General features: G+C 73.1%; 12 protein-coding genes. 11 read left to right on the forward strand and 1 reads right to left on the reverse strand.

Annotated features, from left to right (window positions below; all coding sequences use genetic code 11):
• Positions 1-78: 78 nt before the first annotated feature.
• Both ACZ3X1_RS19650 and ACZ3X1_RS19655 read left to right on the forward strand, forming a co-directional pair.
• Entirely contained in the window at positions 79-6,312 is a 6,234-nt protein-coding gene (locus ACZ3X1_RS19650) for a type I polyketide synthase (protein ID WP_467280424.1), read from the forward strand.
• 2 nt (positions 6,313-6,314) lie between these two features.
• On the forward strand, positions 6,315-8,075 hold the full coding sequence (locus tag ACZ3X1_RS19655) for a beta-ketoacyl synthase N-terminal-like domain-containing protein (protein WP_467280425.1): 1,761 nt from the start codon (positions 6,315-6,317) through the stop codon (positions 8,073-8,075).
• A gap of 75 nt (positions 8,076-8,150) precedes the next feature.
• Here the strand turns inward: ACZ3X1_RS19655 and ACZ3X1_RS19660 are convergent, their stop codons facing one another.
• The gene (locus ACZ3X1_RS19660) at positions 8,151-8,402 is read right to left on the reverse strand and encodes an acyl carrier protein (protein ID WP_030649152.1); all 252 of its coding nucleotides are present in this window, start codon (positions 8,400-8,402) and stop codon (positions 8,151-8,153) included.
• Between the two features lie 188 nt (positions 8,403-8,590).
• Between ACZ3X1_RS19660 and ACZ3X1_RS19665 the strand changes: the two genes are divergently transcribed.
• From ACZ3X1_RS19665 to ACZ3X1_RS19705, 9 genes are all read left to right on the forward strand, one after another.
• A complete protein-coding gene (locus tag ACZ3X1_RS19665; RefSeq protein ID WP_467280427.1) occupies positions 8,591-9,301 on the forward strand; it encodes a lysophospholipid acyltransferase family protein in 711 nt (236 codons plus the stop codon).
• A gap of 65 nt (positions 9,302-9,366) precedes the next feature.
• On the forward strand, positions 9,367-10,257 hold the full coding sequence (scoE, locus tag ACZ3X1_RS19670) for a (3R)-3-[(carboxymethyl)amino]fatty acid oxygenase/decarboxylase (protein WP_390076406.1): 891 nt from the start codon (positions 9,367-9,369) through the stop codon (positions 10,255-10,257).
• Between the two features lie 54 nt (positions 10,258-10,311).
• On the forward strand, positions 10,312-11,508 hold the full coding sequence (locus tag ACZ3X1_RS19675; protein WP_467280428.1) for a cytochrome P450 family protein: 1,197 nt from the start codon (positions 10,312-10,314) through the stop codon (positions 11,506-11,508).
• Positions 11,509-11,510: 2 nt separating this feature from the next.
• On the forward strand, positions 11,511-12,038 hold the full coding sequence (locus ACZ3X1_RS19680; RefSeq protein WP_356812700.1) for an FcoT family thioesterase: 528 nt from the start codon (positions 11,511-11,513) through the stop codon (positions 12,036-12,038).
• Complete coding sequence (locus ACZ3X1_RS19685; RefSeq protein WP_356812701.1) at positions 12,035-12,430, forward strand: acyl carrier protein; 396 nt, start codon at positions 12,035-12,037, stop codon at positions 12,428-12,430. Before ACZ3X1_RS19680 ends, ACZ3X1_RS19685 begins: the two co-directional genes overlap by 4 nt.
• Before the next feature lie 53 nt (positions 12,431-12,483).
• Positions 12,484-18,936: a type I polyketide synthase gene (locus ACZ3X1_RS19690; protein ID WP_467280430.1), complete on the forward strand. Its 6,453-nt coding sequence runs from the start codon at positions 12,484-12,486 to the stop codon at positions 18,934-18,936.
• 4 nt (positions 18,937-18,940) lie between these two features.
• A complete protein-coding gene (locus ACZ3X1_RS19695) occupies positions 18,941-20,392 on the forward strand; it encodes a beta-ketoacyl [acyl carrier protein] synthase domain-containing protein (RefSeq protein WP_390076401.1) in 1,452 nt (483 codons plus the stop codon).
• Between the two features lie 17 nt (positions 20,393-20,409).
• Positions 20,410-21,981, forward strand: a complete 1,572-nt coding sequence (locus ACZ3X1_RS19700; protein ID WP_467280431.1) for a long-chain-fatty-acid--CoA ligase — start codon at positions 20,410-20,412, stop codon at positions 21,979-21,981.
• A gap of 73 nt (positions 21,982-22,054) precedes the next feature.
• On the forward strand, positions 22,055-22,894 hold the full coding sequence (locus tag ACZ3X1_RS19705; RefSeq protein ID WP_356812705.1) for an alpha/beta fold hydrolase: 840 nt from the start codon (positions 22,055-22,057) through the stop codon (positions 22,892-22,894).
• Positions 22,895-22,925: the final 31 nt, after the last annotated feature.

Genomic DNA, 22,925 nt, shown 5'->3' on the forward strand with positions numbered 1-22,925 from the left:
CCGCCCGGCGCGTACTAGAACCCATGAACGAACCAGGGAGAACCGGAGCTCCGGCCCCCTGCCGTACGGAGGTAGGAAGTGCATCACGACCCGGCTGAGCTGATCGCCATCGTGGGGATGGCGGGGCGATTCCCCGAGGCTCCCGACACGGACCGGTTCTGGGACCTGCTCATGGACCGCGGCGACGCGATCCGCCCGATCCCGTCGGCCCGTTGGAAGACCGACCAGCCCCTGGACCCGGAGAAGGAGATCCAGGGCCACGGAGGCTTCCTCGACGGCATCGACGAGTTCGACGCGGCCTTCTTCGGGGTCTCGCCGCGCGAGGCGGAGGTCCTCGACCCCCAGCAGCGGCTGATGCTGGAGACCAGCTGGCTGGCGCTGGAGGACGCCGGAGTGCCCACGGCGAGCCTGAGCGGCACCCGGACCGGCGTCTACTTCGGCGGCCTGTGGCAGGACTACGAGCGGCTGCGCGAGGACCGCGGCGCCCGCCCGACCCAGCACTCCATATCCGGCAACGCCCTCGACATGCTGTCCGCGCGGATCTCCTACTTCCTCGGTCTCACGGGCCCCAGCCTGACCCTGGAGACCGGCTGCTCCTCGTCCCTCGTCGCCCTGCACCTGGCCTGCCAGGCGATCCGGGCCGGCGACGTCGACGGCGCGCTGGTCGGCGCGGCCAACCTGATGCTCACGCCGGACGTCACCATCGGCCTCACCCACTTCGGCGGCCTCTCCCCCAAGGGCCGGTGCAGCGCCTTCGGCGCCGGCGCGGACGGCTTCGTACGCGGCGAGGGTGTGGCCGCCGTCTACCTCAAGACCCTGGAGCGGGCCCGCCGGGACGGGGACCGCGTGCACGCCGTGATCGTGCGCACCGCCTCGAACAACGACGGCGGCGGCACCAGCCTGGTGACGCCCAGCCTGGCCGGCCAGGAGGACCTGCTGCGCCGCGTCTACGCCGACTCCGGCATCCCCGTCGACCGGGTCGCGTACGTGGAGGCGCACGGCACCGGCACCCGGGCGGGCGACCCCGTCGAGGCGACCGCCCTGGGCCGGGTGCTGGGGCAGGCCCCCGAGCGGGCGGGCCGGCCGCTCGGCATCGGGTCGGTGAAGACGAACATCGGGCACCTCGAACCGGTGGCCGCGCTCGCCGGTCTCTTCAAGGCCGTGCTCTCGCTGAAGCACGGCGTCGTGCCGCCCAGCCTGCACTCCGCCGAGCTCAACCCGGACATCCCCTTCGGTGAACTGGGCCTGGAGGTGGTGCGGGAGCCATTGCCGCTGCCCTCGGACGGCGGTCCGGTCTACCTGGGCGTCAGCTCCTTCGGCTGGGGCGGCACCAACGCCCACGCCGTGATCACCGCGGCGCCCCCGGCCACCGAAGCGGCGGACGGACCGGTGCCGCAAGGCCGCGGCAGGGCGCCCTTCGTCCTGCCGCTGAGCGCCCACAGCCAGGCGGCCCTCGTCCAGCGCGCCCGCGACGTCCGCGAGGCCTTGGACGTCCCCGGCGCCGACCCGCGGGAGATCGCCGCCACCCTCGGCTGGCAGCGCGACCAGTTCCCCTTCCGGGCGGGCCTCGTCGCCACGGACGGCGAGGGCCTGCGCGCGGCGCTCGACGCCTACGCCGCCGACCCGGAGGCCACCTCGTCGGGCACCGTCGGCGGCCGGGCCCGCGACCGCGGCCGTACCGCCTTCGTCTTCCCCGGCCAGGGCTCGCAGTGGGCCGCCATGGGCGCCCGGCTGTACGCCGAGGACCCGGGGTTCGCCGCGGTGATCGACCGGTGCGCCGCGGCCCTCGCCCCGCACACCGACTGGTCCCTGACCGAGGTGCTCACCGGCCGCGACGGCGACGCCTGGATGGGCCGCGTCGACATCGTCCAGCCGGTGCTGTGGGCGGTCTCCGTCGCCCTGGCCGCCGCCTGGCGCGCGGCCGGTGTGCAACCGGACGTCGTCGTCGGGCACAGCCAGGGCGAGATCGCCGCCGCCACCGTGGCCGGGATCCTCTCCCTGGAGGACGCCGCCCTCGTCGTGGCCCGGCGCAGCGCCGTGCTGCTGCGCACCGCCGCGGGCACCGGCCGGATGCTCGCCGTCGACCTCGACGCCGACGCGGCCGCCGCCGCCCTGGAGGGCTTCGAGGACTGCGTGGCGCTGGCCGTGCACAACGGCCCCAGCTCCTGCGTGCTCTCCGGCGACGGTGACTCGGTGCTGCTGCTGAAGGAACTCCTGGAGGCGGACGGCACGTACTGCCGTCTGATCAACGTGGACTACGCGTCCCACAGCCCGCTCATGCTGGACCTGACCGACGAACTGCACGAGGTGCTCGCCCCGGTCCGGCCCGGCGAGGGCTCGATCCCCCTCATGTCCACGGTGCGCGCCGCGGAACTGGCGGGCCCGGAGATGGACGGCGCGTACTGGGTGGAGAACCTGTGCCGCCCGGTGCGCTTCGCACAGGCCCTGGACGCGCTCCTCGACGAGGGCGTCACCCATGTCGTGGAGGTCAGCGCGCACCCGGTCCTGGTACCGGCGCTGGAGCAGATCGGCGCGCTGCGCAAGGAGCCCCCGGCCGTGCTGGGCACCCTGCACCGCGACCGCGGCGCCCCCGAGGACCTCGCCGAGAGCTTCGCGCAGGGCCACGTCGCGGGCCTGACGGCGTACGGGCCGCGCCCGACCTCGCGCGACGCGGGGGTGCCCGCGTACCCGTGGCAGCGCGAGAGCTACTGGGTCGGTGCGCCGCAGCGCGGAGCGGGCCGCTCGGCCGCGTTCGCCTTCCCGCTCGCCCCGCTGCCGACCGAGGCCGGCACCTGGCACGGCACCACGGAGATCGGCACCGGATCCCATCCGTGGCTGGCCGACCACCAGGTGCACGACGCCGTCGTCGTGCCCGCCGCGGCCTCGATCGAACTGTGCCTCGGCACGGCCGCCGCCCGTACCGGCGGTGTCCCGCAGTCGCTGCGCGGCCTGTCCTTCCTCAGCGACATGACCCTCACGGACGGCGGGCTGCACCTGGGCGGCGTCTGGCGGGAGGACGCCGGCGAGGGCGCCGGCCTGGAGGTGCTGTCGCTGCCCGACGGCGCCGACAGCTGGACGCGGCACATGACGGCGCACGCCTCCTACCGCTCCGAGCAGGCGGCCCCGCCGGTCTTCCCCACCGACCTGCTGAGGGAACCGGCCGTCGACGGAGCCGCGTTCTACCGGTCCTGCACCGCCCGCGGGCTGCGCTACGGCCCGGCCTTCCAGGGCGTGACCGAACTGCGCGTGCACGGCGACGCGGCCCTCGGCCGGGTGACCCTGGCCGAGCAGTGCCGGCCCGGCGCCCGCCGGTTCGTCCTGCACCCCGCCCTGTGGGACGGGGCGTTCCAGGTCTCCCTCGCGCTGTGCGGGCACGAGGACACCGTGGTGCCCGTCGCGATCGAGCGGCTCGCGCTGCTGCCGGGGCGGCCCTCGGACCTGACGGAGCTGTGGGTGCACGCGGTGCGCCGCCCCGACGGGCTCTTCGACCTGGCCCTGTACGGGCCGGACCGCCAGCCGGTGGCCCGCGTCAGCGGGCTGGAGCTGCGCCGCCTGCGCACGGGCGAGCGGTCCGGACCGGCCCCCGAGCGCGTGCACCGCTTCGGCTTCCGCGAACGCCCCTACGCGGGACCGGGACCGGACGCGGAGCAGGGGCCCTGGCTGGTGTGCGGACCGGACTCGGCCCGCGCCGCCGTCGTCGAACTGGCCGGTGCGCTGGGCGGGACCGCGGTGACGCTGCCGCGGGCCTGGGCCGACGGAACGCAGGCCTGGGCCGAGGCGCTGCGGGCCGCGGACGGCGGGGAGGTCGTGTTCGTCGCCCCGGACCGTGCGGCGGGCGAGGAGGAGCAGCGGGCGGGCCTGCCGTCTCTCGGCGCGCTCGCCGGGGCCTGCGCGGACCGGCCGGTGGCGCCCCGCCTGACGGTGCTGACCACGCGGGCCCAGGCCGCCTCGGCCACCGAGGCGCCCGACCCGGGAGCCGCTCTGTACTGGGGTTTCGTACGGGTCCTGCAGGGCGAGCACCCGGGGCTGGCGGCGCGGCTGGTGGACACCGCGGGCGATGACGGGTGGGCGGCCGGCGTCGTACGGGAACTGCTGGACGCCGAGCGCGAGGACCAGGTCCTCAGCCGCGGGGAGCGGCGCCTGGCCGGCCGGCTGGAGCGCGGCGGGCACCGCCCGGACGACTCCGCCGCACCGCTGCCGTACACGGGCCGCCAGCCGTTCCGGCTGCACCCGGGCCCGCGGCCCGGCCTGTGGGAGTCCTTGCGCTACCTGCCGCTGGTGCGCCGCCGGCCGGGGCCGGGCGAGATCGAGATCGAGGTGGACGCGGCCTCCCTCAACTTCATCGACGTGATGAAGGCCGTGGGCACCTACCCCGACGAGGCCGGCGGCAAGGACCTGCTCGGCGGGGACTGCTCCGGCCGGGTCGTCTCGGTGGGCCCCGGCACGGCCGGGTTCCGCGTCGGCGACCGGGTGGTGGCGTGCATCTTCGGCGCGATCGTCTCGCACGTGACCGTCCGCGCCGACCACGCACGGCCGGTGCCGGAGGGGATGACGCAGGAGGACGCCGCCGCGCTGCCGCTGGTCCTGGCGACCGCCTGGTACGCGCTGCACGACCTGGCCCGCACGGAGCCGGGCGAGACCGTCCTGGTCCATTCGGCGGCGGGCGGCCTGGGCCTGGCCGCCGTCCAGGTGGCCCGGATGCTGGGCGCCGAGGTCATCGCGACGGCGGGCAGCGCCGCCAAGCGCGCCTACCTGCGGGAACTGGGCGTCGAGCACGTCTTCGACTCGCGCGACCTGTCCTGGGCGGACGCCGTGCTGGAGCGCACGGGCGGCCGGGGCGTCGATGTCGTCCTCAACTCGCTGACCGGCGCGGCCATCGCGCGCGGACTGGAGGTGCTCGCCGAGGACGGCCGGTTCGTCGAGGTCGGCAAGAAGGACATCCACGGCGAGCGCACGCTGGGCCTCGCCCCCTTCCGCAAGGGCGTCAGCTTCGCGGCCGTGGACCTGGAGGGGCTCGTCATGCGGCGGCCCCAGCGGTTCGCCCGCCTCTTCCGCGCGGTCTGGGACGAGGTGGAGGCGGGCCGGCTCACGGCCCTGCCCGTCACCCAGTACACCTTCGACAACGCGGCCGAGGCGCTGCGCGCCATGTCGCACGGCGACCACATCGGCAAGTTCGTGCTGTACGGACCGCAGAGCGTCGAGCGGGTGGTGGCGGACCCGCTGCCGTACGGCCGGTTCCGCGCCGACGGCACCTATCTGATCACCGGCGGCCTGGGCGACCTCGGACTCTCCCTGGCCGAGCACCTGGTGGAGCGCGGGGCCACCGCCCTGGCCCTGCTGGGCCGTTCGGCGCCGTCCCAGCAGGCCGCGGACCGCATCGCGGCGCTGCGCGGGGCCGGCGCCCGGGTCGCGGTGGTGCACGCGGACGTCGCCGACGCCACCTCCCTGGACCTGGCGCTCGCCCGGGTGCGGTCAGAACTCCCGGCGCTGCGCGGCGTGTTCCACGCGGCGGGCGTCCTCTCCGACGCCGTCGTGCGCAACCTCGACGCGGACGACCTGGCCCGGGTGCTGGCGCCGAAGGTCGACGGCGCCGCCGAACTGGACCGGCTGACGGCGAACGATCCGCTGGACCTCTTCGTGCTGTTCTCCTCGGCCGCCGGGCTCGTCGGCAACGTCGGCCAGTCCGCCTACGCGGCGGCCAACACGTACATGGACGCGCTGGCCGCGTCCCGGCGGGCCGCGGGCCGGCCCGCGCTCAGCGTCCAGTGGGGCACCTTCGACGGGATCGGCCTGGCGGCCCGGTCCGCCGAGCGCGGCGAGCGCCTCGCGGACCGCGGCATGGACGGCTTCGAGGCCGCCGAGGCCTGGCGGGCGCTGGAGTCGTTCCTCGCGGACGGTGAGAGCGTCGTGGGGTACGTGGCCCTGGACCCGCGCCGCTGGTTCGAGACGTACCCGGCGGCGGCGGGCCTGCCCAGCTGGAGCCTGCTGCGCACGACGAAGGAGCCGGGCGCCGGCTCGGGCGGCGACTTCCGCCAGCTGCTGGGCGGTTGTCCCGAGGAGGAGCGGCACGCGGTGGTCGAGGAGCGCGTACGGCAGCTCGCCGGCCGGGTGCTGCGGCTGTCCGCGGACTCCATCGACCGCGAGACGCCGCTCAAGTCGCTCGGACTGGACTCGCTGATGAGCCTGGAGCTGCGCAACCGGCTGGAGGCCGACCTGGGGCTGCGGCTGTCGCCGACGCTCCTGTGGACGTACGGGGCGCTGCGGCCGCTGGCCGGCGCGCTGGTGGCGCGGCTCGCGGAACAGGAGGCCTGACGGTGGAACAGGACAGCGGCAAGGCGGCGGGCGCGGTCCGCGCCACCCCGGTCAGCCGGGCCATGGAGACGATCCGCGCCCTGCGCGAAGAGCTGGCGGCGCTGCGGGGCGCCCAGCCGGTCGCCGTGGTCGGCGTCGGCCTGCGGGCCCCCGGCGGCATCGAGGACCTCGACGGCTACTGGTCGGCACTGGCGTCGGGGACGGACGCGGTGCGTCCGATCCCGCAGTCGCGGCGGGCCCCCTTCGGGGAGGCCTGGGACGAGGTGCCGCACCGGGGCGGGTTCCTGGACGAGGTACTGGAGTTCGACGGTCCGTTCTTCGGTGTCGCGCCCCGCGAGGGGCGCTCCCTGGACCCGCAGCACCGGATGCTGCTCGAAGTGGTCTGGGAGGCCCTGGACGACGCCGGCATCCCCGCCGGCCGGGCGGCGGCGGCCGCGACGGGCCTGTACGTGGGCATCACCGGCCAGGACTACCGGGAGTGGATGCGCGAGGGGCCCGACTCGTACTGGGCGACCGGCAACGGGCACTGCTTCTCCGCCGGGCGGCTCGCGCACACGCTGGGCCTGACCGGCCCGGCCATGGCCGTGGACACGGCCTGCTCCTCCTCGCTGGTGACCATCCACCTGGCGCGGCAGGCGCTGCGCAGCGGGGAGTGCGACATCGCGGTGGCCGGCGGGGTGAACCTGGTGCTGTCCCCGCACGCCACCGCGCTCGCGGCGCGCACCGGCGCCCTGTCCCCGGACGGGGTGTGCCGTCCGTTCGACGCGCGGGCCAACGGCTTCACCCGTTCCGAGGGCTGCGGCATCGTGGTCCTCAAGCGGCTGGCGGACGCCGTGCGCGACGGCGACCGGGTGCACGCGGTGATCCACGGTTCGGCGGTCAACCACGACGGGCGGGCCTCCGGCTTCACCGCGCCCAACGTGCTGGCGCAGACCCGTCTGGTGGAGCGGGCGCTGGCGGAGGCGGGCCTGGGCCCGGCCGACATCGGCCATGTGGAGGCCCACGGCACCGGTACCTCGCTGGGCGATCCGATCGAGGTGGAGGCGCTGGCGGCGGCCCTGGGCCGGCCGGGCGGCGCGGGGGCGCCGGTCCTGCTCGGCTCGGCCAAGGCGAACCTGGGCCACACGGAGTCGGCGGCGGGTGTGCTGGGCCTGATCAAGGCCATGCTGAGCCTGCGGCACCGGGCGGTGCCGCCGGTACCGCACTTCACCACCCTGAACCCGCGCATCGACCTGTCGGGGACGGGGTTTCGCATCCCGACCGAACTGGAGCCGTGGCCTGCCGGAGCCGGCGCGTACGCGGGCGTCAGTTCCTTCGGCATGAGCGGCACCAACGCGCACGTCGTGCTCGGCGCACCGGCCCCGGGGACGGCCACGGGCCCGGCCGCTGCTGGCCCCGTGGCCGTGACCGGCTTCGAGGTGTCGGCCCGGACCCCCGCCGCGCTGCGGTCCTACGCGGGGCGGCTGGCCGCCCGCCTGGCCGGCATCAAGGACGAGGAGTACGCCGCCTTCGCCTACACCGTCACGCACGGCCGTACGGCCCTGGCCACCCGCATCCGGGTCGAGGCGTCCGACCGGCACCGGGCGGCGGCCGCCCTGGACGCCGTCGCCGGGGGCCTGACCCCGCCGGAGGTCCGGGAGGTCGCGGCGGACACGGCACCCGGGTTCGCGGACCTGCCCCGGCGCGTCGTCGACCTGCCGGCGTACCCGTGGGAACGGCGGCGCTACGCCCCGTTCGACGCGGAGCGCCCGCCCGCGGCCTGACCGCCGGCGGGTACGCGCGAGGGCCGGTCCCGGACGGTGGTCCGGGACCGGCCCTGCCTGCGCGGCGCCGTCCGGTCAGGCCGCTGCCGCGTCCTGGATCAGGGCGACGACCGCAGCGACCGTCAGGTCCTTGGTCAGCGCTTCGAGGGGGACGTCGACGGCGAACTCGCGCTTGACGGAAGCGGTGAGCTCGACGACGCCGAGCGAGTCGATCTCCAGCTCCTCCAGCCTGGCCTGGTCCGTGATCGCGTCGGGCTCCGCCCCGAAGTCGACGAGTTCGCGCTCGACGAAGGCACGGACGGAAGCAAGATCGGCGGGCTGGGGCACGACATCCTCGTCTCTGAATCCTGAGCAGTGAAACGCGCAGCAGCCTAACAAGAAGCGGACTGCACCCGGCTAAAGCGACCCTTTCATCCGGCTGTCCGCGGCACTAAATCAGCCTTGCCCACCCCGTCGACCCCTCCTATATTCCCGGTGAACGCTCGGCCGAGACGTTCAGAGATGGAGACGTGCACATGCTCCGGATGCTGCTGAGGCGGCTTCTCCTCATTCCGCTCAAGCTCGTCCTGCGGCCCCGCGTCAGCGGCGTCGACAACCTGCCGAAATCCGGCCCGTTCATCATCGCGGCGAACCACTTGTCCTTTTTCGACTCGATATTCATCGCGCTGTTGGTCCCGCGGCACCTCTACTTCGTGGGCAAGCAGGGCTGGCTGGAGATGCCCGGCCTCAAGGGCCGGCTGCAGGGCCTGTTCTTCCGCTCCGTCGGGATGATCTCCGTGGACGGCACGAGCGGCTCCGCGACCATGGCGGGCCTGGAGACCTCCCTGCGGATCATGCGCGAGGGGCACGGGGTCGGCGTCCACATCGAGGGCACCCGGTCGCCCGACGGCCGCCTGTACAAGGGGAACACGGGCACGGCGTGGATCGCGCTGCGGAGCGGGGCGCCGGTGGTCCCGTGCGGGCTGACCGGCACGGAGCGGGTGCACCCGGCCGGCGCCAAACGGCTCTACGTCTCCCGCTTCGAGGTCCGCTTCGGCACCCCCATGACCTTCCCCGAGCACGCCGGGCGCGAGGACGACCGCCGCGTGCGCCGGACGGTCACGAATCGGATCACCCAGGAGATATCCGCTCTGACCGGCCAGGAATACGTGGACACCTATGCCGCCACGGTCAAGAGCCGGGCGGCGGAGGAATCCCGGACCACATCGGCAGCAAGCGCGGAATAAGAAGGGCTTTAGTCTCCGCCGATAGTCTCCATTCGAGCGCGACTCGACCACCGAGAGAGGTTCTCGTGAAGATTCTCCGCCAAGAAGACAAGAAGTTCGGCGTAACCGTCGAGGAATTCGATCTCAGCACCGCCACGGAAGCGGATTTCGAAGAGATCAAGAACCGCGTCTACAGTGACAAGATCGTCGTGCTGCGCAACCAGCACCTGTCCTCCCCGGAATTCGCCGAGCTCGGCCGCCGCCTGGGCACCGTGGAGACGTACTACGAGCCCATGTACCAGCACCCGGAGGTCTCCGAGATCTTCGTGTCCTCGAACGTGACGAGCTCGGACGGCACCCAGGTCGGCGTCCCGAAGACGGGCAAGTTCTGGCACGCGGACTACCAGTTCATGCCGCACCCCTTCGGCCTGACCCTCATCTACCCGCAGGTCGTCCCCAAGAAGAACCGCGGCACCTTCTTCATCGACATGGGCCGCGCCTACGAGGGCCTGTCCGACGAGCTGAAGCACGCCGTCGAGGGCACCCGCGCGGTCCAGAACGTCAGCCGCTACTTCAAGATCCGCCCCGAGGACGTCTACCGCCCCGTCGGGGAGCTGGTCGACGAGATCCAGGCCAAGACGCCCCCGTCGCCCCACCCGACCGCCTTCAAGCACCCCGCCACCGGCGAGACCGTCCTCTACATCAGCGAGGGCTTCACCACCGGTCTGATCGACGCGGACGGCAACGCGCTGGACAAGTCCCTGCTGACGGCCCTCCTGGAGTCGAGCGGCCAGCTGGACGACACGTTCGAGCACGAGAACATCCACCTGCAGACCTTCGAGCAGGGCGACCTCCTCGTCTGGGACAACCGCAGCCTCGTCCACCGGGCACTGCACACCGCCACTGCGGAGCCCGCCGTCTCGCACCGCGTGACCGTGTACGACCAGTACCCCTTCTACGAGGGCATCGGCGCCTGACGCGGTGCACCCTCCCGCCGGCCCCCCACGAGTCCCGCTCTACAGAGGTGAAGAATGACCGCTCCCCAGTGCCCGGTCGCCCATGAGGTGTTCGACCAGCAGTACATGCGCGACCCCTACGGGACCTATGCGTCCCTGCACGAGAAGGGGCCCGTCCACCGCGTCATGACCCCCGAGGGCTTCCCGGCCTGGCTGGTCACGGGCTTCGAGGAGACCCGGGACGCGCTCGCCGACCGCCGGCTCGCCCGCAGCATCGAACACGCCGGGGAGGACTACCGCACGCTCCCGCTCCCGGCCGAGTTCAGCACCAAGACCGTCGCCACCGAAGACGGTGCCGAGCACATGCGGCTGCGCAAGTTCATGAACAAGTCGTTCGCGATCAAGCGCGTGCGCGCGCTGCGCAAGCGCGTGGTCGAGCTGACCGACGGCTACATCGACGCGATGGGCGAGTCCGGCGAGACCGACCTCATGACGGCGATCGCCCTGCCCCTGCCGATCACCATCACCGGCGACATCATGGGCGTCCCCGACGAGGACCGCGCGAACTTCCAGTACTGGACCGACTCGATGCTGGGCATCAACACCGAGGTCGTGCGCGAGGCCGGCGCGACGATGCTGGGCTTCCTCAAGCGCCTCATCGACGACAAGCGCGCCAACCCGGGCGACGACATCTTCTCCGACTGGATCGCCTGGACGGACGACGACGGCAAGCACCTCGACGACCACGAGCTGATCGGCCTGGGCTTCATGGTCCTGCTCGGCGGCTACGACACCACCGTGGGCATGATCGGCGGCGGCATGCTCGCCCTGCTGGACGACCGGCCCAAGCTGGAGCGGCTGCGGGCCCACCCGGAGCAGATCCCGGACGCCGTCGAGGAACTGCTGCGCCTGTACGGCACCGCCCACACCGGTGTTCGCCGGTTCGCCACCGAGGACATGGCGATCGGCGGCGTGGAGATCAAGAAGGGCGACGTCGTCCTGTGCTCCATGGGTGCCGCGGACCGTGACCCGCTGCGCTTCGAGAACCCGGACGAGGTCGACTTCGACCGGCCCAACCTCACGCACATCGCCTTCGGCCAGGGCCCGCACTACTGCCCCGGATCGGAGCTGGGCCGCATGGAGATCGCCATCGCCATCGAGACCCTGCTGCGCCGCCTGCCCAACCTGGAACTGGCCGCGCCCGCCGACTCCGTCCAGTGGCGCGAGGCGTACCTCATCCGCGCCCCCAAGGCCATTCCGATCCGCTACTGACCATGACCGACACCGAACTGCTGGCGCAGGTGCTCAAGCCCTACCGGGAGCACTGCCAGTACCTGAAGTCGTGCGAGGTGGCGGTAGGGGGTGACGGGCCGGCCGGGCTGGTGTCGGCCCGCTGCGAGTTCGAGATCCCCGAGTCGTGCTACATCGACGACACCGGGCACTTCAACTCGGTCGAGTTCAACATCTGTTACAACCAGATGCTGTACTACGTCATCGCGAAGTCGGTGCAGGACGGGCTCCTGGAGTCCTTCGCGCACTGGTCCATGGAGGACTACTGGCAGCGCCAGCTGGCCGACTTCCTCATCACCGACTTCCGCAGCACCTTCAAGCGGGCCATGCGCGGCCGCCACTTCTCCGGCGAGATCCAGATCCTGGACGTCGTGGAGTGGGAGGGCAGCGACATCCGCGAGCCGCTGCTCGTCGTCCACACCGCCTGCCGGTACTGGGACGCGAGCGGCGGCAACTGCCACGGCGAAGTGAAGATCGCCATCACCCATCCGACGACTGCGGTGCAACGATGACCATCGACCCCCGTGCGGCCGACCGTTTCCGGCGGCTCCCCCGGTCGGAATGGCGGACGGAGCTGGAGGCCCTCGTGGTCCGGGAGTTCCGTACGGCCCTGCTGATGACCGGGGACGAAACCGTTCCGCTCGACGAGAACTACTTCGACCTGGGCCTGACCTCGCTGCGCGCCACCGAGATCAAGCAGCGGCTGGAGGCCGGTCTCGGCGTCACGATCGACACGTCCGTGCTCTTCGGCAGCCCGACGGTCGACCGGCTCCTGGACCACCTGCTCACGCAGCCCCTGGACGGTGCGCCGGCACCCGGCCCGGCGGTCCCCGCCGCGCCCGCCGCACCCGACCTGCGCAAGTCCCTGGTGGACGACCTGCTGAGTGACCTCTACCAGGCCTGACCACGTCTCTCCGGCAGGGTCCTCGCGGCCCTGCCGGATCTGGAGGAAAGACCGTGCCCAACACGCCCGCGCGTGAGCAGGATGAGCTGGAGGCGTCCCGTGAGGCTCTCCAGCAGCACAAGCAGCTCCTCAAGGAGCTGATGCTGGAGAAGTACGAACCCGTCGCCATCGTCGGGGCCGGAATCCGGTTCCCGGGCGGCAACGACACCCCCGAGGGCTTCACCGAGTTCCTGCGCGCCGGCGGTGTCGGGACCGGGCCCATTCCCGAATCGCGTTGGAACGTGGCGGAGTTCGCGTCCGGCGGTGAGAACGCCAAGGGCAAGATCCTGCCGCACAGCGGCGGCTTCCTGGACGGCATCGACCGGTTCGACCCCCGCTTCTTCAACATCTCCCCCAAGGAGGCCCAGTACATCGACCCGCAGCAGCGGCTCGTGCTGGAGACCGCCTGGGAGGCGCTGGAGCACGCGAACATCGACCCGACCGGCCTGCGCGGCGGCAAAGGCGGCGTCTACGTCGGCATCTCGTGCGTCGACTACACCATCGAGATCGACGACCTGGCCTACGACGAGCTGGACGCCAACGTCGGCACCGGTACGGCCCACAGCGTCGCGGCCGGCCGCATCTCCTACTTCCTCGGCATGCGCGGCCCGAGCATGGCGATCGACACCGCCTGCTCCTCCTCGCTGGTCGCCCTGCACCTCGCGGTCGAGGGGCTGCGGCGCGGCGAGTGCGAGATCGCGCTGTGCGGCGGCGTCAACGCCATCCACCATCCGCGCAACCACATCGTCTTCTCCCAGGCGGGCATGCTCTCGCCCGACGGGATGTGCAAGACCTTCGACGACTCGGCCGACGGCTACAGCCGTGCCGAGGGCTGCGGCATGGTCGTCCTCAAGCGCCTGTCCGACGCCCTGCGCGACGGCGACCGGGTGATCGCCCTGGTCCGCGGCACGGCGGTGCGCCAGGACGGCGAGAGCGGCGGCCTGACCGTCCCCAACGGCTCCGCCCAGGAACAGGTGATGCGGGCCGCGCTGGGGGCGGCGATGCTGGAGCCCGGCGACGTCTCCTACGTCGAGGCGCACGGCACCGGGACCTCGCTCGGCGACCCCATCGAGATGGGCGCCATCAACGGGGTGTTCTCCCGCTCCCACACCGCGGACGCGCCGCTCGTCGTCGGCTCGCTCAAGAGCAACATCGGCCACATGGAGGCCGCCGCCGGCATCGGCGGTGTCGTCAAGGCCGCGCTCCAGCTGCAGAACGGCGAGATCTACCCGCACCTGCACGCGGACCGGCCCTCGTCGCACATCCCGTGGGCGAACATGCCCGTCGAGGTGCCGACCGAGGGACGCGCCTGGAAGGCTCCGGTCCGCCGCGCCCTGATCAACTCCTTCGGCTTCCAGGGCACCATCGCCTCCGCCGTGCTGGAGCAGCCGCCCGCACCCGCCGGGCAGGAGCACCCCGACCAGGACCCGCCGCAGGGCGCGGGGCACGTCTTCACCCTCTCGGCCAAGGGCGAGAAGGCCCTGGCCCTCCAGGCGCAGAGCTACCGCGCCTTCCTCGCCGAGAACCCGGACGCCGACCTCGCCGACCTCTGCTACACCGGCAACATCGGCCGCGCCCACTTCGGCACCCGCCTGACCGGTGTGGTCCGTGACCGCGCCGAGCTGGAGGCGCTCCTGGACAAGGCCCCCGCGGCCGCGTCCGACCTGCGCAAGGTCGCGCTGCTCTTCACCGGGCAGGGCTCTCAGTACCCGGGAATGGGCCGCTCGCTGTACGACGCCCACCCGGTCTTCCGGGAGCAGCTGGACGCCTGCGACCAGCTGTTCTCGCAGGCCATCGGCCGGTCGGTGAAGGCCCTCGTCCTCGGCACCGCCGAGGACGCCGAGGTGATCCACGAGACCCGCTACACCCAGCCGGCGCTGTTCGCCCTGGAGTACGCCACCGCGAAGCTCTGGCTGAGCTGGGGCATCGAGCCGAGCGTCCTGATCGGCCACAGCATCGGCGAGGTCGTCGCCGCCGCGATCGGCGGGCTGTTCTCGCTGGAGGACGCCGTGCGGCTGGTCGCCGCCCGCGCCCGGCTGATGCAGTCGGTGACCGCCCCCGGCGGCATGGTCGCCGTGACGGCGCCGGCCGAGGAGGTGGCGCCGCTGCTGGAGTCCTACGCGGACGTCTCCTTCGCCGCGTTCAACGCCCCCGGCCAGTGCGTGATCTCGGGCGGCACAGCGTCGCTCGCCCAGATCACCGCCGCGCTCACCACCCGCGGGGTGAAGACGAAGGCCCTGCCGGTCTCGCACGCCTTCCACTCTCCCCTGATGCACGAGGTGTTCGACGCCTTCCGCGAGGTCGTCTCCACGATCGACTTCCGGGTGCCCGAGCTGACCCTGGTCTCCAACCTGACCGGCGCCGTCGCCGACCCGGCCGAGCTGGCCACCCCCGAGTACTGGGTGCGCCACATCGGCGAGCCGGTCGACTTCAGCGCGGGCATGGCCACCATCGGCGCCCGCGGCCGCCACGCCTTCATCGAGGTCGGGCCCGCCGCGACGCTGCTGGGCCTGGGCCGGCGCATCCTCGACGCCCGCGACCACGTGTGGGTGGCGAGCACCGGCGCCGAGGACACCGCCGGCTCCACGGCCCGCAAGGCGCTCGCCGACGTCTACGCCGCGGGCCTGCACGTGGACTGGGCCGGCTACCACGCGGGCCGCCCGCACCGCCGCGTCCCGCTGCCCCGCACGGTCTTCGACCGCAAGCGCTACTGGCTCCCCATCAACGGCGTCCGGCACTCCAAGGAGCTGGTGGCCGACGCCTCGCGCGTCCACCACCCGCTGCTCGGCCAGGAGATCACCGACGCCGCGGGCCGGGAGAAGGGCCTGCGCGAGTTCGCCGCGACCATCGCCCCCGACCGCCCGGCCCAGCTCGCGGACCACGTGGTCATGGGCCAGGTGGTGTTCCCCGGAGCGGGCTACGTCGAGATCCTGCTGGCGCTCCAGGACGCCGTGTACGGCGAGACCGGCCGGCCGCTGGAGGGCGTGGAGATCCTCGAACCGCTGATCCTCACCGAGGACCAGCCCACCGAGGTCCGCACCCGCCTGAGAGAACTGCCCGACGGCGGCGCCGAGGTGGAGATCGTCAGCCGGGTCGACGGTTCCGGCCGGGCCATCGAGCGGCGGCACGCCGTCGCCCGGATCGCCGCCGGCTGGACCCTGCTGCCCGAGCTGGAGCAGGCGGCGGCCGAACTGTCCGCGCTGGCCGCCGCCGACGCCGACGGGCAGGCTCCGGCCCCCCGCCGGGCGGACGACCTGTACGCCGACTTCGCCGACCTCGGTCTCGAGTACGGCCCCGAGTTCCGCCGCATCGAGCTCCTGGCCCGCGAGGGCGACGGCGTGGCCGTCGCCCAGCTCCTCGGCCGGCCGGCCGGCGCGGTGGAGCACATGCCGCCGTCGGTCCTCGACAACGTCATCCAGTCCCTGGCGGCCGTCCTCGACAACGGCCACACCTACCTCCCGGTCGCCTTCGGCACCTTCCAGCTGCTGAAGAAGCCCAAGCAGGGCGCCCTGCGCAGCCTGGCGCGGATCACCAGCGAGGAGAGCGCCGACGGGGAACTCACCGCCGACCTGGTGCTGCTGGAGGGTGACCGGCCGCTGTTCGTGGTGCGCGACCTGGGCTTCAAGCGGGTCGCCAACACCGCCGGCGGGCCCCGCCGCAGGTTCTTCCACACCCCGCGCTGGACCAAGCGCTCACTGGTGCGGCGCGGCGCCGAGGGAGCCCGCCGGATCCTGGTCGTCGGCCGGGACGAGACGGCCCTCGCCGGGGCGGTCGGCGATCTGGAGGCGGCCGACGCCTCCCTGGCCTTCGCCCCCGACGCCGGCTCGACGGCCCGCGCGGCCCAGGGCCTGGGGGGCCGGCCCACCGATGTCGCCTGGTTCTGGCGTGCCGAGCCCGGGCCGCTCACCGAGGAGCGGCTGCGCGCCGAGTCCGAGGCCAACTACCGGGACCTGCTGGCGCTGCTGGCCTCGCTGGAGCAGCAGGGCTTCGGCCGCGATCAGCGGCTGTGGCTGGTCACCGAGGGCGCTCAGCGGCTGCCGGGCGACGTGCCCGCGCCGGGCGCCGGCGCCGTGCCCGCGTCCTCCCTGTGGGGCTTCGGCCTGTCCCTGTGGAGCGAGTACCCGACGTACAAGGTCACCCTGGTCGACCTGCCGGAGGGCGGCGACGCGCGGTCGCTGGCCGACGAGTGGCTGGCCGCGGAGGCCGAGGAGTTCCAGATCGGCTACCGGGCGGGCAACCGCCACGTACGCCGGCTGCGCCCGGTGGAGCCGGCCGCCGCGGACGACGACAACTTCGAGCTGACCGTGACGGAGTACGGCGAGTTCTCGAACATCAAGCCGGTGCCGCTCGCCGACGTCACCCCCCAGGGGGACGAGGTGCAGGTCCAGGTGCACGCCGCGGGCCTCAACTTCAAGGACGTCCTCAACGCGCTCGGCCTGCTCAAGCAGCACGCCGAGGACACCGGGGTGCCGTACCAGCGGCTGCCGCTGGGCTTCGAGGGCTCCGGCACGGTCCTCGCGGCCGGCCCGGACGCCGAGTTCGCCCCGGGCGACGAGGTCGTCCTCAGCCACCTCGGGTGCATGAAGCGCCGGGTGACGGTGCCGTCGGCCATGGCGGTGCGCAAGCCCGCCAACGTCGGCTTCGCCGAGGCGGCCGGTCTGGCCACCGCGTACGTGACCGCGTACTACGCCCTGCACGACCTGGCCGGTATGAAGGCCGGTGACAAGGTGCTGGTGCACGCCGCCGCGGGCGGGGTGGGGCAGGCCGCGGTGCAGCTGGCGAAGCTCGCCGGGGCCGAGGTCATCGCCACGGCCAGCCCGCGCAAGCAGGCCCTGCTGCACGCCCAGGGGGTCGAGCACGTCCTGAACTCCCGTTCCCCGGAGTTCGCCGAGCGGATCCTGGAGATCACCGGCGGTGCGGGCGTCGACATCGTCCTCAACAGCCTGAACAAGGAGTACATCGCCGAGGGCATGCGGGCGCTGGGCCGGGGCGGTCGCTTCGTGGAGCTCGGCAAGATCGGCATCTGGTCAGCGGAGCAGGCACGCGAGGCGCGTCCGGACGTGGCCTACCACAACTTCGACCTCAGCGAGTTCCCCGAGCACGAGCTGCGCGCGGTGAACAAGCAGATCCTGGAGACCGTCGCCGGCCTCCTGGAGCGCGAGGAGATCCGGCCCATCCCGACGACCTCGTACTCCCTGGAGGAGATCGAGGAGGCGTTCGGGGTCCTCAGCCGGGGTGCGAACATCGGCAAGCTCGTCCTCGACCTCACCGCGTCGGGCGACCGCCCGGCCCGGCCCGTGGAGATCGCCGCGGACCGCACGTACCTGATCACGGGTGGTCTGGGCGCCATCGGCACCGTCACCGCCGAACGCCTGGTCGCCCTGGGCGCCCGGCACATCGGGCTGGTCAGCCGGCGGGCCGTGTCCGCCGAGCGGACCGCGGCCATCGCGGCCGGCCTCGGCGAGGGGGTCTCGGTGACCGCCTACCAGGGCGACATCGCCCGCACCGAGGACGTGCTCCGCATCGCCGAGGACCTGAAGGCGTCCGGCAGGCCGCTGGCGGGCGTCTTCCACGGCGCCGGCGTCCTGGCCGACATGCCGATCTCGGCGATGGACTGGGAGAGCATCGAGAAGGTCTTCGAGGCCAAGGTGTTCGGCACCTGGCAGCTCGACCAGGTCCTGCGGACCTTCCCCGAGGAGCCGTTCCTCGTGGGCTACTCCTCGGTGGCCTCGGTGCTGGGACCGGTGGCGCAGGGCAACTACGCGGCGGGCAACGCCTTCGTCGACACGGTGATGCAGTGGCGCTCCGCGGCGGGCCTGCCGGGTCTCAGCATCGGCTGGGGCCCGTGGGCCGAGGTGGGCATGGCCGCGAACCTCAGCGCCGAGCTGATCCGCGGCATCGAGGGCCAGGGGATGCGGTTCCTCAAGCCGACGGACGGCGCGCGGTGCCTGTTCAAGGCGCTGGGCGGCAGCGAGTCGCACGTGACGATCGGCGAGTTCGACTGGGACCGGTACGCGTCCGGGCGGCCGGCGGTGAGCGCGCTCTACCGCGAGGTGGCGCGGGCCTCCGCCGCGGCGGTGCGCACGGTGGACCTGGAGGCGCTGCGGGCGCTGCCGCGGGCCGAACGCCGGGCCACGGTCAACGAGCTGATCCGTGAGCGCATCGCCGTGCTCCTGCACTTCGAGGGCGCGGACGACGTCCCGGCGGACGCGAAGTTCACCGAGCTGGGACTCGACTCCCTGGTGGCCGTCGAGCTGAAGAACGCCCTGGAGGCGGGCTTCCAGGTGCCGCTGCCGACGTCGATCGTGTTCGACTACCCCTCGATCCTGCTGCTGGCCGAGTACCTGGACCAGGAGATCTCCCCGCCGGCCGCCGACGAGGGGGCCGCGCGCCGGGAGCCTGCGGACGTCCGGGAGCTGTCCGAGGCGGACGCCGACGCCGAACTGGCCGAACTGATGGATCTGTGACGCGGTGAAGGAGTACATCGAGTCCCTGTCGGGGCTCTCCCGCAAGCAGCTGGTCCTGATGCTGGCACGGCAGCGGCTGCGCGAGACCGAGGGCATCGCCGTCACCGGGCTCGCCTGCCGCCTGCCGGGCGGCCTGGACAGCCCCCGGCAGTACTGGGAGGCGCTGCGGGAGGGCCGCGTGGTGGCCGGTGGCGGCGGGATACCCGTCGACTCCACCGGCCGCCCCCGGTGGAACGTGGAGGCACCCGACCTGGCTCCCCTGGCCGGGCTGCTCGGCCAGGGCTCCTACCTGGCGGACATCGACCTCTTCGACGCCGAGCGCTTCGGCATCGGCGAGGAGGAGGCGGCCTTCATGGACCCGCAGCAGCGGCTGCTGCTGACGGTGGCCGCCGAGGCGCTCCAGGACGCGGGAGCGGCGCCCGGCACCGACGTCCGGGTCGGCGTGTTCGCCGGGGTGAGCACCGTCGAGTACAACTACGCCTGTCTGCGCAACGGGGTGGGGCCCGAGGGCCTCTCCCCGTACATGGGCACCGGTGGCGCGCTGAGCGCCACCGCGGCCCGCGTCGCCACCGGGCTGCGCCTGGGCGGGCCGGTGCTCACGGTCGACACGGCCTGCTCCTCGGCGCTGACCGCGCTGCACCTGGCCTCGCACGCGCTGCGGGCCCGCGAGTGCGACCTCGCCGTCGTCGGCGCCTGCCACCTGCTGCTGGCGCCGTTCACCACGGCCGTGTTCGCCCAGGCGGGCATGGTCTCGCCGACGGGCCGCAGCCGGCCCTTCGACGCGGCGGCCGACGGACACGTGCGGGGCGAGGGCTGCGGGGTGCTGGTGCTCAAGCGCCAGTCCGACGCCAAGGCGGACGGGGACGTCCCGTACGCCGTGGTCCGCGGCAGCGGCATCCACCAGCACGGCGACCGGCCCGCCATGGCCGCGGCGTCCGCGCTGGGCCAGCGGCGGGTCATCGCGGACACGCTGCGTTCCGCCGGGATCGACCCGCACGCCGTGAGTTACGTCGAGGCGCAGGCCAACGGCTCCAAGCTGGGCGGGGTGATCGAGGCGGAGACGCTCGCGGGCGTCTACGGCCGTGACGCGGCGGACGCGCCCGAGCTGCTCGTCGGCTCGGCCAAGGGCACCCTGGGCTACCTGGAGACGGCGTCCGGCGCGGCCGGCCTGATCAAGGCCGTGCTGGCGCTGAACCACCGCACGGTCCCGGTGCAGCCCGGCTTCGACGTGCCGGACCCGGCGATCCCTTGGCAGCGCCTGGCGCTGCGGGTGCCGACGGCCTCCGAGCCGTGGCCGGACGCGCCGCGGCGGCTGGCCGGGGTGAGTGCGTTCGGCTTCACCGGAACCAACGCCCACGTCCTGATGGAGGGCGTGGACGGGCCCCCGCGGCAGGCGCCCGGACCGGCGCCCGTGCGCGGCCGGCGGTACTGGCCGGAGGGCAACCAGTGGACTTGAGGAGCGAGGAGCCGGACATGCACCACCCGCAGCTGCAGACCCTGGACCGTACGGCGGCCTTCCACGCCGCCGAGCGCCCCGACCGGACGGCCGTGGTCTGCGAGGGCCGCGAGGTCGGTTACGGGGAGCTGCACCGGAGCAGCAACCGGACGGCCCGCGCACTGCACGCCGCCGGGGCGGTGCGCGGCTCCCGGGTGGCGTACCTGGGCAAGGAGTCGGAGCACTACTACGACATCCTCTTCGGCTGCGCGAAGTCCGGTACGGTCCTGGTCCCCATCAACTGGCGGCTGACGGCCTCCGAGGTGGACCACATCCTGCGGGATTCGGGGACCGCACTGCTCTTCGTCGAGGACGAGTTCCTCGACGTCGCGCACAAGGCGGCCGCCGAACTGCCCTCGCAGGTGCGGATCGTCGCCCTCGACGGCCCGGCGGGCCCCGGCAGCGGCTTCACCGCCTGGCAGGCGGGGCACTCGGACGCCGACCCGGAGACGTCCGCCTCCCCCGACGACCCGATCGCCCAGATCTACACGAGCGGCACCACGGGCCTGCCCAAGGGCGTGGTGCTCGCGCACCGCAGCTTCTTCAAGGTGCGCGACGCCCTCGCGTCCGAGGGGCTGGGGTGGATCGACTGGCGTGAGGACGACGTCAGCCTCATCGGCATCCCCGGCTTCCACATCGGCGGCCTCTGGTGGGCCACGCAGGGCTTCAACGCGGGTGTCACCAACGTCGCGATGCGGATGTTCGTCAGCGGCGAGGCGGTGCGGCTGATCCGCGAGCACGGGGTCAGCACCACGTGCCTGGTGCCGGCGATGCTCCAGATGATGCTGGCCGAACCGGGCGCGGGCACCGCCGACTTCGCGACGCTCCGCAAGATCGTCTACGGCGGTTCGCCCATCTCCGAAAGCCTGCTCCAGGAGTGCCTGGAGCGGATCGGCTGCGAATTCGCGCAGATCTACGGACTCACCGAGACGGGCAACACCGCGGTGTGCCTGCCGCCGCACGAGCACGTGGCCGGCGGGGCCCGGCTGAAGGCGGCGGGGCGGCCCTACCCGGGCTTCGAGGCCAAGATCGTCGACCGGGCGGGCCGGGTGCTGCCCACGGGCGCGATCGGCGAGGTGTGCCTGCGCACGCCCTCGCGGATGCTCTCGTACTGGGGGCTGCCCGAGGCCACCGCGGACACCCTTGTGGACGGCTGGATCCACACCGGGGACGCCGGCTACCTCGACGACGACGGCTACGTGTTCATCTGCGACCGGATCAAGGACACGATCATCGTGGCCGGCGAGAACGTGTATCCGGCCGAGATCGAGAACGCGCTCGCCCGGCACGAAGCCGTGGTGGAGGCGGCGGTCGTGGGCGTCCCGGACGAGCGCTGGGGCGAGGCCGTCCACGCGTTCGTCGTGGTCAGGCCCGGTCACGAGGTCAGTCCGCGGCAGCTGGTGCTCTCCCTCAAGGGCACGGTCGCCGACTTCAAGATTCCGTCCGGTTTCGAGTTCATCGAGACCCTCCCGCGCAATCCGAGTGGAAAGATCCTCCGGCGGGAACTGCGCGACCGTTTCTGGCAGGACCGGGAGCGCCAGGTCAACTGAGTCCCACGCGCGTCGTGTTGGCGCCTGTTCCCCCCACTTCCCGTCCCGACCCAGCGAGAAAGCAGGCAGCCGGATGGCTTCCCTCAGCACCATACGCAACGTCATCAACGCCGTGTCCTACGTCTCCGTCAAGGCGGCCGGAGGCCCGGCCTGGAAGCTGTTCCACGGTGCACCGCCCCGCACCCCGGTCCGGCCCGAGCAGCGGGAGGTCCACGACCGCGCCGAGCAGGAGACCCTCACCGTCGGCGGCCGCGACATCCGCACCTACCGCTGGGGCAACGGCGAGAAGCCCGTCCTGCTGGTGCACGGCGTGAGCGGGCGGGCCGCGAACTTCGCCGGTTTCGTCGAGGGCATCGAGGCCCTCGGCCTGACCGCTGTCGCCTACGACGCCCCCGGCCACGGCTCGTCGGGCGGTTCGACCTGCACCATCCTGGAGCACGGCGCCGTCATGACGGCGCTGCAGGAGCGGTACGGCGACTTCCACGCGGTCGTCGGGCACTCCTTCGGCGGCACCTCCGCCTACCTGGCCGCCCGCCGCGGCCTCGTCACCGAGCGGCTCGTCTCCATCTCCTCCGTGGCGGACTTCGGCTCGCTGCCGGACACCTTCTGCGGCCAGCTCGGCCTGCGACCCGCCCTCGCCGCCGAACTGCGCCGGCGCACCGAGCTGTTCTTCGCGCCCGAGCGGGACGTCTGGAACCGCTTCTCCGCCGACCACCGGCCGGAGGAGATCACGGCGCGCATCCTCGTCGTCCACGACGAGAACGACCGCGAGGTCGGCGTCGACCAGGGCCGCCGGCTGGCCGCGAGCTACGGCGACCGGGCGGAGCTGCTCATCACGAGCAAGCTCGGCCACCGCCGGATCCTGGGCGACCCCGAGGTCATCGGCAGGGTCCTGGACTTCCTCAAGGACTGAACCGGCGGGCGGCGGCACACGCGGCGGGCCG

This window comes from Streptomyces sp. NPDC023541, from assembly GCF_055559995.1.